The sequence below is a fragment of the Loktanella sp. PT4BL genome, from assembly GCF_003201935.1.
In the GTDB taxonomy this organism is placed as follows: domain Bacteria; phylum Pseudomonadota; class Alphaproteobacteria; order Rhodobacterales; family Rhodobacteraceae; genus Yoonia.
Genome location: NZ_QJJL01000009.1, coordinates 62,007 through 72,484, shown reverse-complemented (window position 1 = coordinate 72,484; position 10,478 = coordinate 62,007). Strand labels below are relative to the sequence as shown.

At 55.0% G+C, this 10,478-nt stretch carries 10 protein-coding genes; 9 read left to right on the top strand and 1 reads right to left on the bottom strand.

Features of this window, described 5'->3' with window-relative positions; all coding sequences use genetic code 11:
* Nucleotides 1-267: 267 nt before the first annotated feature.
* The 6 genes from C7964_RS17640 (at nt 268) to C7964_RS17615 (ending at nt 6,485) form a co-directional block, all read left to right on the top strand.
* Nucleotides 268-723, top strand: coding sequence for an ankyrin repeat domain-containing protein (locus C7964_RS17640; protein WP_110280923.1), 456 nt, complete (start codon nt 268-270; stop codon nt 721-723).
* Nucleotides 724-1,137: 414 nt separating this feature from the next.
* Nucleotides 1,138-2,421, top strand: a complete 1,284-nt coding sequence (locus C7964_RS17635) for a site-specific integrase (protein ID WP_286164039.1) — start codon at nt 1,138-1,140, stop codon at nt 2,419-2,421.
* The gene (locus C7964_RS17630) at nt 2,422-3,183 is read left to right on the top strand and encodes a hypothetical protein (protein ID WP_146214891.1); all 762 of its coding nucleotides are present in this window, start codon (nt 2,422-2,424) and stop codon (nt 3,181-3,183) included.
* Nucleotides 3,184-3,517: 334 nt separating this feature from the next.
* The gene (locus tag C7964_RS17625; RefSeq protein WP_110280920.1) at nt 3,518-4,351 is read left to right on the top strand and encodes a hypothetical protein; all 834 of its coding nucleotides are present in this window, start codon (nt 3,518-3,520) and stop codon (nt 4,349-4,351) included.
* Between the two features lie 240 nt (nt 4,352-4,591).
* Nucleotides 4,592-6,064: a primase-helicase family protein gene (locus tag C7964_RS17620; protein WP_146214890.1), complete on the top strand. Its 1,473-nt coding sequence runs from the start codon at nt 4,592-4,594 to the stop codon at nt 6,062-6,064.
* Complete coding sequence (locus C7964_RS17615; RefSeq protein WP_110280918.1) at nt 6,045-6,485, top strand: hypothetical protein; 441 nt, start codon at nt 6,045-6,047, stop codon at nt 6,483-6,485. Before C7964_RS17620 ends, C7964_RS17615 begins: the two co-directional genes overlap by 20 nt.
* 195 nt (nt 6,486-6,680) lie before the next feature.
* Here the strand turns inward: C7964_RS17615 and C7964_RS17610 are convergent, their stop codons facing one another.
* A complete protein-coding gene (locus C7964_RS17610) occupies nt 6,681-7,586 on the bottom strand; it encodes a sterol desaturase family protein (RefSeq protein WP_110280917.1) in 906 nt (301 codons plus the stop codon).
* 233 nt (nt 7,587-7,819) lie between these two features.
* Between C7964_RS17610 and C7964_RS17605 the strand changes: the two genes are divergently transcribed.
* The 3 genes from C7964_RS17605 to C7964_RS17590 all read left to right on the top strand — a co-directional run.
* Nucleotides 7,820-8,380, top strand: a complete 561-nt coding sequence (locus C7964_RS17605; protein WP_110280916.1) for a GNAT family N-acetyltransferase — start codon at nt 7,820-7,822, stop codon at nt 8,378-8,380.
* A gap of 554 nt (nt 8,381-8,934) precedes the next feature.
* Complete coding sequence (locus C7964_RS17595) at nt 8,935-9,150, top strand: hypothetical protein (RefSeq protein ID WP_110280906.1); 216 nt, start codon at nt 8,935-8,937, stop codon at nt 9,148-9,150.
* A gap of 79 nt (nt 9,151-9,229) precedes the next feature.
* Nucleotides 9,230-10,478 (top strand): site-specific integrase (locus C7964_RS17590; protein ID WP_110280914.1); only part of this gene is annotated, 1,249 nt, incomplete at its 3' end.

Here is a 10,478-nt window from a genome sequence, read left to right as displayed (position 1 = left end):
AGGACCCGTCTGGTTGAACCCAGAAAACGAAACCAGCGCCCCTGAAATCAGAGACGCCGCATGAAATCGGCGGACAACTTGTTTGACAAACACCGACCGTCTCTGGCGGCGTTGATCCAATCGGAGATACGAGGTCGATCCCGCGGGAGGCTTTTACACTTGACCACACTGCTCGGGTTATCAGCGTTGCAATCCGCGTTCCGCTTCAGCGCTTCTGATCGCAGGCTTTAAAAAAGGCAAATCGACCAAGACCTTTTGGAGGACGATATGTTTCGCACCATTTGCTTTGCCGCAGCAATTACAAATCTGTTGTCTTGTGCTCAGCCTACCGATTGTCAGAACTGGACGACATACCAATTTTTTGTCAAGTCGTCCGTTGAAGACGTCGCCAGTTGCATTGCCATCGGAGCAGACATCACCATGACGGATGAGGAAGGTGGAACCCCCCTACATTTGGCGGCTTTGGGTGCTCGAGACCCAGCTGTTATTAAGGTCCTGATCGCCGCTGGTGCTGATGTTGACGCACGCGATAGGGCCGCGCGAACCCCACTCCATTGGGCGGCCCTGATTAACGAAAACCCTCTGATCTTTGCGGCGCTGATTGATGCCGGCGCAGACGTTAATGCGCAGGATCTCTGGGGCCAAACCCCGCTGCATCAGGCGAGGTTTGTGTCTAATTCCCCTTCTGTTATTGAGCTATTACTGGCAGCCGGTAGTGAATAAACACTGGTTCAGTTACTTCAGTTGCATATCGCAGACTGGTCTTGGATCTATAAGAGAGCGATGAGACCTATTTTTTTGCAGCGCCTTCCGCTGTTTACCGTCGCCACGAGCTAATTGAGCACTAGAATGGGGACCGCTTTTTGGACCACTTTTTCCGAATACAGACATCTCAAGTACATATCTTTTATACGATAATTCGGAATAGTTGATTGCCTCTCCTGGGCACCACCAAACCCCAGATAAGTTGAAGAAAACCAAGTCAAACTTGGCTTTTAGGGTTTTGTGGGACCATTTTCGGGACCGCTTTTAGGACCACTTTCGTCAGTTTTGGACTGTAGATTGTCAGGTCTGGCGGGCCGTTTTCGGTTGCCTCTGGTCATGCTGTGACAGACGTTGCTCAGCATGGACCAGAAGATGCCCCTCAAGCTCCCACGCTACATGTTCCGCCGTGCCAACGGCTCTTTCCGCTATAAAAGGAATGTTCCCAAAGACCTGCGCACAGTGATTCCTAAGGCTACGATTTATCGGCAATTGGGGAATACCTACCAAGATGCACTGAGAGCTTTGCCCAAGGTCCATGCCGAGATCGAGGCTCTCTTTGATCTGGAGCGGCGCACCACAGATGAGCAACGGGCCAAGGCATTGGTCCGGGAACGGCTGGGCGAACGGTACCAAGCCATGTTCATAGATGGAGCCGTTGATCCTGAGTGGCCCGAGTTCGACGACTTCCAAGAACTGGCTGAGGATGTGGAGCACGCTGTGCCCTCAGGTGTGGTGAGGCAACTAAAGGCAGCATCTTCAACCCCCGCCCCCATGTCGCTCTCTCGGGTTCTGGACGAATACTACACCTACAAAGCGGAAGAGAGTGACAACGGGCTGCGCACTCGCATGGACCGCATCCGCAAAGACTTGATCCTTTGCCTTGGGAAAAACCGCTTTGAGTGGACCGAACTCAAAGACCTCACGCGGGCCGATGCCAATGCATACCGTGACCTTCTGCTTGCAAGAATGTCACCCAACTCGGTGCAGCGGAACCTTGGGGTGGTGAAGGCGGCCATCAATCATGTCTTGCTGGAGCATGATCTGGACCTCCGCAATGTCTTCCAAGCCATCAAGATTAAGGGAGCGGGAAGCAGCAACACTGATCGACTTCCCATCACGGATGAGCAACTGGCTCTCATGGTGCCCGCCTTTGCCAGCAGCGAGGTTGCCAGCAGTCTTTTGCTCTTACTGACAGACACCGGGGCTCGCTTGGCAGAGATCACAGGTCTTGAGGCCAAGGACGTAGACCTCGAGAACGCCATCCTGCATATCCGCCCAAATGACCGGCGAGGCCTCAAGACCAAGACCTCTACCCGCAGCATCCCTCTGTCACAGAGAGCCACAGAGTGCCTCAGACAGCATCAGGTTGGGCTCTCGGATACCGACCCCATCTTTCCCGCCTATGCTAAGCCCCGTGGCAACGACAAAGCCTCGGCAATGCTCATGAAGCGGCTCCGCACCGTCATCACGGACAAGAAGGTCACCATGCACTCCCTCCGCCACCGCATGAAGGACAAACTGCGCAACACCGGCTGCCCTGAGAATCTGTCGATGGAGATACTCGGACACGCCCAGGGCAGTGTCGCCGCTAACTATGGGACAGGCTATGCAATCGACGTTATGCGGGAGGCGTTGGTGAAGGTGTGGGGTGAGTGAGTGTGGCTTTCGGCTAAGGTGGCCGGCGTTCGCCGTATGTGGAACGGCAGCTTTGAGCGCTTTGCGCGCACGCCAACTCTTGCTATCGTTCGCTATATGGCCGATTTATCCGCACGTCTCTCAAAACTCGTCAAGCTTGAGAAAGAGCTTACGCGAAAGGCTGCTCACATTATCCAGCCGAACGCTCCCATGTATATTGTTGACTGGTTCGTTATGGGTGCTGCCCAACGAACACTTGCGCAATCTCGTGGCTTTCGATCCATGATAGAGACCAGCAACTTTCCTTCTGCAGCAATACTACTGAGAACTCAGATTGACACTGCGATGCGCATTAATGGATTGCGTTACCTTGATGAGCCAGAGGATCAATTGCTCGAAGTCTTCGAAGGTAAGAAGACTTTCCGCAACTTGTTCTCATGGCAGAAGACAGAAAAAGACAAGCCAATAGCTATGCACGACAAGAAATTGAGGGAGTGGCTTCAAGAGGATGAGCCTTGGATAGAAAGAATATATGAGAAAACCTCAGATTTCGTCCATCTGTCGTTTCGCCCTCTCTTTGCCAGCATTCAACACCTAGATGATAATGAGAGAGTGGCATATTTTGCTATTACGGGCGAAGATAATGCAAAAGATGAAACTAACTACTACGAGATTTGTGACGCATTTTTTGATGTATCTAAGCTGACTTGCACGAGTATCTTGGCAGCCCTTCTGGCTCGGCATGCCCCAGATACAGCAGGAGACCGTAGTCTGAAAATCTAAGGCGACTACGTACCGCTTCGCTGACCGTGGTACTCAGCGCAGAGAATGGCAAATCCCCGCCCAGCCTACCCGGTCAGCACCGCCTCATCACATCCCAACACACCCTCAAAGCCCAACCTTCTAAGGCACAAAAAGCACTGCCGCCTAATGAGGAAAGCATAACAGTATCCGCCTTAGCGCAAGCTGTTCTTCTTGCTTGGCAAGAGAAGAAGACGGGTTACCCAAACCCTTATATATTACTTCTTAGATATTAAGAATTATAGCTTATCCCTTACTCATTGCTCCTTACTTATATCATTAAATCAATACATTAACCTATAGAAAGACCATCCCTATGACAGTATTCATCCGACCCGAGTTCACCCCGGGCACCCTCCCCACCTTTAACGGCTACCACCTCCAGATCTTTGCCTCAGGACGGGCCAAGCTCAGCCTCCAGATGCTGACCAACAACAAGAAGAAAGAGTTCTATACCGCCCTCCCCAAACGGGACCGTGACGGGTTACGGCGACAGAAGGCCCGCTCACTGGCCACCCTGCCCGATCACTTTGCCCGCATCGATCAGCTTTTGTCCGACAACCCTGACGCCAAGGTCTTCCGCCTCCATGCCAAGGGCGACAACAACGCCACCGCTGACAACGCCCATCTGCTTGCCTCACTCGAGCAGGCATCCCTCTGGCTGGTCATGTCTGATGTTGTCCACAAGTGGGAGCTTACCACGATGCTTGTCCACGTGTTGCTAAAGGGCAAAGGCAAGCGCAAAGGTGAGGCCAGCATCTTTAACGAGTATGCCCCAACCCAGGACCATGACTGGCAAGACGCGACCTTCGAGATGGGAGACTATGCCAAGGGCTTTCGCGAGGGACCGGCCAGCACAGCTTTACCAACGGCACCTAAGCCACTTCTATCAAAGGCTGCACCACCCCCAACCCAAGCTATCACTCGGCCCATACCAAAGGCAGCTCAACGTGTTCAGCCAACCCCTGTGGAGACTGACTATATGTCCGACGATCCCTGTGACGATCCCATCCTCTTTGCAGACCTCCTCCATCACTCGGAAGAGGAAACCCTCCCCGAGCAGCAAGATAACCAACCGTGGACAACCATATCCAAGGGTCGGTCAACGCTCTATGGCACGGACGGCTTGCGAGCTCAGCTACTCGGGTAACTGCAAACCCAGGCTGGTTGGTGGGAATATTCTGGCCAAAAACCCAAAAGCTTCATGGCCTTATGCGGGAAATGCAGCCAAAATCACTGGCGAACAAAACTAAAATCCACTGAATGTCTACTTGGCCTTGGCGCAACCCTGCCTCGCATTGAGTGACCAATCACGGGACGGCGCAGCACCATGTCAGGCAATGACTTCCAACCAGACCCACCTGATCACCTTCTACGGTGGCATGAGAACTTGGCCGAGCATGTCGAGGTGTTCCCGCCCCAACCCCAGCCGGGTGAGGCATCCTTCGATACACTGGAAAACATCCTCAAGACCATTGCCCAGTGGTATGTGCGCAAAGATGGCAAATACTACGATGTGGAAGAACCGGGACCCGTGTTCTCGCGCGGTGATGTCGAGCGGATCATTGTGCAAAGGCTCAAGGGCGAGTTCCCTGGACAGGACCTGTCAGAAGACGTTGTAAGGCAGCTTTTGCAGGTCGCCATCGGAGACATCTTTGTCGATCCACGCCGGTCCATCCCGATCTGGTCGGGCCTACGACAATCCATGCCTGGCAACCCCAACAGGCTGTCCTTCAAGCGCATGGCAGCAACAATTAACACGTGGCGCGAACCTTCCTATCGGCGACTTGAGGGTGTGGCCCCTGATTGGGGTCCCTTTGAGGAGTTCATGCAGGTGACGTTCACCCGCGAAGATGAGCGTCGGATGCTCACAGACTGGCTCGCTTGGTGCTTGCAGAATGAGGACGACAAGCCGGGCTGGGCCCCGTTCTTGTTCTCCGCCGAGAAAGGCTCAGGCAAGAGCACCTTCGCAAAGGTCGCTGGCTTGCTTTTTGGCGATCAGAACACCGCCACCGAGAATAACATCAACAAGCTGGTGTCGCGCTTTAACGCCCCCGTGCTCGAGAAAAAGCTGGTGATCTGCGAAGAACTCTACCTACCTCCAGGGTCCGACAAGGCGAATGCGGTCAAGACCTTCATCACAGAAAAAGAGGCGGTGGTGGAGCACAAGTTCCAGGCGGTGCAGCAGGTCCAGCAAGTTTGCTGCTTTGTCTTCATTACCAACCACAAACCCGTTTGGCTCGAGCAGGGCGATCGTCGCTTCTACGTGGTGCATGTCGATCATGATGGGCACCGCTTTGGCCCCAATGGAAGCAAGTACGCGAGCCAAGTCGCGGCACTCTTCGCCTACTTTGAGGAACCAAAGCACGTGGCCGCCCTCTACAAGGCCTTAAAGGCACACAAGGTAGCAGAGGACTTTAACCCCCACTCACTGGAGGTCATTCAGAAAGCGACCGCCGTCATGCGAGAAATCCAGGAAAGCGCCATCGACATTACCCGCAAGGCTGTGGCCGAGTTCTTCGATGAGCATGAGTGTGTGGCCGTCAACATGAAGGGTGCCGACTTTATGGTCGAGCAAAGGCTGGCAACCAAGAAAACCGCCCTAAAGCATGTGTTGGCCGACCTCGGTTGGGTCAGCAAGAACGCCAAGTGGGGCGGCAAGGACTACAAACGGATGATCTGGTTAAAGCCAGGATACACCCTTAAAGGCAGCGTGATCTCTGGACCAGACACTTGGGAGCTCGACACAGAAGTTGTCGACAACTCAAAAGGCGAACTGGGAAACGGCTTTTACGTCAAGGACCAAGGCGAGCCGACTGCCCCAACCCTCAAGGATGATCTCGATGCAGAAATTGACTTCTGAGCGTGATCGCATTTGGGCCCGTCATGAGGTCTATATGCGCGAACGGATGCAGGTCGAGATTAGCGATCGGCAGTATCTGTGGTGGGACTGGGTGTTCGCGACCCATATGGAAAGCGCCGTCGCAAAGTATCTCACGCTGATCTTCCAATTGGCCAGCCGTGACAGTCACGGGTGCCTTTGGTTCGGCGACCACGCCCGCGCCAACATCAAGTTCCAGAAGAAGACGCTCACGGCCTATCGCTTTGCCTACGGGATCGCGACAGTCGTCCCACTTAGTCAGACGCAATTGATGCGCCACGAGTGCGACAACCCCTTTTGCGTCAACCCACGCCACCTTCTAACCGGCGACCAGAAGGACAACTTCCGCGACCACCTCGCAACCCAAGCCTATGGCACACGCTGGGAGCTGCTACGTGGGTAGGACTCTATGTAGAGAGTTTAGCAATCCACCCACCCCACCTTTCCACCCTCGGTCAGGACAAACAAATTATCGGCCGCCGAATATTGCCATAACGGACCTTCGTTCAAGCCGCAGCGAATGGCGGGATTGAGCCAAGAGTGACGGATGCTGCGCAAAGTCTGAACGACTTCCAAGCGAGGCATAGCGGTCATTGGTTCATTGCCGTTGGTCTCCTTGGTCTTTGCCAAGTTGGATTTGCTTAGATGAGATGGGTGAAGATCGCACTTCATGGCTTCGGGCGTCGAGCACACCTCCGCTTGCCGGGCCCCGCAGCGGTTGTATCAGCATCCGGTCAAGCCAGAGGTCGCGGCTTGTGCGAAACTGCTCGATGCCGATCACCATCTCCGTATGTCCCTGAACAGGCTGCGCGACATAGGTCCCCAGGAGCCGATCCCACCACGGTAGATTGAAACCGAAGTTCGAGTTGGTTTCGCGTGGATCAATGGAGTGGTGCACGCGGTGCATGTCCGGGGTGACGACGATCCATCTGAGGATACGGTCTACCGGACGTGGAAGATTGATGTTGGCGTGATTGAATAGCGCCGTCGCGTTCAGGATCACCTCGAACAATAGCACGGCTATGGCGGGCGGACCCAGGGCGGCAACGACCGCCAGTTTGATCCCCATCGAAATGAGGATTTCCACTGGATGGAAGCGCAGTCCAGTGGTCGCGTCGAAATCGAGATCAGCGTGATGCATCCGGTGCAGCCGCCACAGCCCCGGTACCGCATGGAACATCACGTGCTGAAGGTAGATCGCGAGGTCGAGAAGCAGCATCGAAACCACAACGGCAACCCAAACCGGCACGTCCACGTTGTTGAATAATCCCCATCCGCGCTCCTCGGCCAAAACCGCGAGACCCACCGCGAGGATCGGAAAGGTCAACCGCAGAATCGCGGTGTCGAGCACGACGAGTGCTAGGTTATTTGTCCACCGGACAACGCGTGGAATTTCCCTCCTTCTGCGCGGTGCTGCAACTTCCCACAGCGCCATGGCCGCAAGAACGCCCAGAAAGGCGACAAGGCGGATGGTCGGCTCGGCGGCAAGGATTGCGTCAAACATGTTACGTGTGCTCCTAGGTTGGTCGTCGCAATCGAACTGCAAACACTTCTTAGTGACGACCGCGCCCTTAACCTAAGCAGACATTCAAGCGATGCCAACTGAGGTCGGTTTGGTACCGCATGCCGGCCATACATGGGGACATATTGCGGCATCGGCATTGTAAGGTGGATTCTCCCGGAACAGGCCAACAAAACACGAGAGCTATCTGTTGCTATTTTCTTTGAAGATAACACATGATGACGCTAGCATTTATCCACATCCAGCCTGGAGGCGTTGCGTTGTCGTTCTCAATCAACTCTGTATTGGCGGTCAGTGACAAACCAGCGCTTGATGCCCTCTTGCTTGAATATTATGGCGTGATCGTTAAGAAGTTCGTGGCAGCTGGGGGGCCACCACTCTACTCTCCTGAAGATTTGAAGGCGTCCTTCTGGCCCAACCTGCACAAATTCCTTCCGCCAACAGGCAGACTGATGTTGGTGAATGACGCGCGGGGGAAGCTGGTAGGATGCGCAACTCTTCAACAAGCGCGCCCTGATGCAGGTGAGTTGAAGCGGCTTTATGTGCGCCCAGAAGCAAATGGCCATGGACTTGGGCGGGCCCTAGTTGAGGCTAGGATAGACGCTGCGCGGGAGATGGGTTGGAAAACGCTCTTGGTAAATGCAATCCGAGGCAATCAGGATATGCTTCGGATCTACGAAAAGATTGGGTTCCGTTTCATTGATCGCTTTCCAGAATGCTCGGACCCAATCGAGGTTGCCGACTACTTTATATACATGCAGTACGATCTCCCCTGATTTTGAGGTTGCGCCTTGGATTCCTTGCTGCCGTTCGCTGCTATTGTCATGACGGTCTAGTTTTGAGCCGATAGCAGACATTTGGCCTAGAACGTCAAACGACGGCTTCGTCCCGCTTAGCAGACTTCGGCACCAAGTGCTCGGAATGGCTGCTTTGAGTTGGCGCTGGGAGCTTCTGCGTGGGTGGGACGCTATGTAAGTGATTTTGCAATCCACCCACCCTACCTTTCCACCCTGACGACCTGATCTGGTCCGCCAAGCCCATAAAAACTGAGCAAACCTTCGCATCTATACAAAGAAACCCTTCATGGAGATGTATAGATGTTTACACCCTTTTTGCTGCTTCTGGCGGCGGGGGTCGGCTTCCGGCTGACCTTATCCTGGATACTGAGGAAGAGGTTCGGCCTCGACCTTGCGATCCCCCAAGTCCTTGCCGGGGCACTGTTGGTCTTGGCTTGTCTGCCAAGCTGGCTCCAACCTATCCCCTTGCCCATCCCGCTTGGCGTGGCTCTCGGCGTGGTGCTTCCTGACCTTCTGCTGACGCGGAGGTCGCTATGACAGACTGGCACCTCAAAGAAGATGACGTGGTTGTCTTACGACCCCTCGATGACATTCCAGAACACCTTTTCCAGGTCTGGGAAGTCTTTGACGACTGCATCACCGGCTACTCGCTGACGGGACCTCTCGAGGGTGTCTACGGCGAGCCCGGTCTCGAGCTGATCTTGCGGGTCCACTCGCGCAGCACCGGAGACACTCAGGGAAGGGGTTAAACCCTGACCAGCCTTGGTCTTCCTCACAAAAACGCAATTCCACACACAAACCGGGGCTATTGCCCCGCTAGGAGACTCTATGTCTACACAAATCAAGTATGCCTACAGGCGGCATAACACATGGATCTACCGCCGCACCTATCCAGTCCAGTTGCAGGAAATCCTGGGGTCGTCGCTCAAGCGGTCCCTGCATACCGCTGATGCCAAGGTGGCTGCCAAGCGGGTGGCAGAGCTCAACACCACCTTCGATGCGATTGTGCAGGAAGCGGAGGCCAAGCTGGCTGCGGGGGTGCTAAGTGGTGAACCAACTTCGCTTGCCCTTGCTGTCGCCGTCCCTCGGTACCAGCGGGCTCGGCTCTTGGGGGAAGAGCCGGTGCAGGAGGTTGCTGCTGTCTACTTGGCAGAGGCTTCCAATCGCCTGCGTCCGGGCAGCTACAAGTCAGTCCGCTTTGCCTTGGAGTTGCTGACCTCACACCTTGGGGATCGCAAGCTTGGCGACCTCAACGACATTCTAGGCAAAGAGGTCCTGGGGTATATTGCGCGGCTGTCTCCCAACGTCAGGAAGTACCGTGACGCACAGGGGGCCTCGTTGGCAGAGCTGGCAGCTTTGTCGGAGGAGCATGAGGACTTATCCCTGACAGCCCAAACCCAGCGGCGTATCTGGCGACAGTTGCAGCAGTTCTTGGACTGGTGTGTCCGCTCAGGGAACCTCGAGGCAAACCCTTGGGGCGGTCTTCAGGTGAAGGAAAGGCCAGAGGTCCGATCACACAGGGTCCTGACTGACGCGCAGGTCTCTCTCCTCCTCAACACGCAAGACAGGGTGCTTCACAGCGCCCTTCTTTTTTGTCTGCTGACAGGGATGCGGTCGGGGGAAGCCTGTGGGTTGGTGGCTGAGGACATCAGCACCAAAGGCAATCTGGGGCGGTTCATGCATATCCGGCCTAACCACCTGCGGCCACTCAAGTCCAAGGCAGCAGAGCGGGTAGTGCCCTTGCATCCTGCGCTGGAACAACTGCTGGACCAAAGGCTGCCTACCTCAGGCAGGTTATTCCCAGACCTCACTGTGGATCGAGTGGTCAAGCGCTATGCCTACCTCCGGTCCCTGCATAAGGAGCTGCATGGCACGGTGTTCCATTCAACCCGCAAGTGGTTCATCACCCAGTGTGAACGCACAGGTGTCCCTGAGCACTTCACCGCCTCCCTTGTCGGCCATCAGTCAGCACGCTCGGAAAACAAGCTCACCTATGGGCTCTACTCTGCTGGCATCAGTGACACCCAAAAGCGGGAGATCATTGACCAGATCAGGCTGCCTCAGGAGGTGCTGCTAT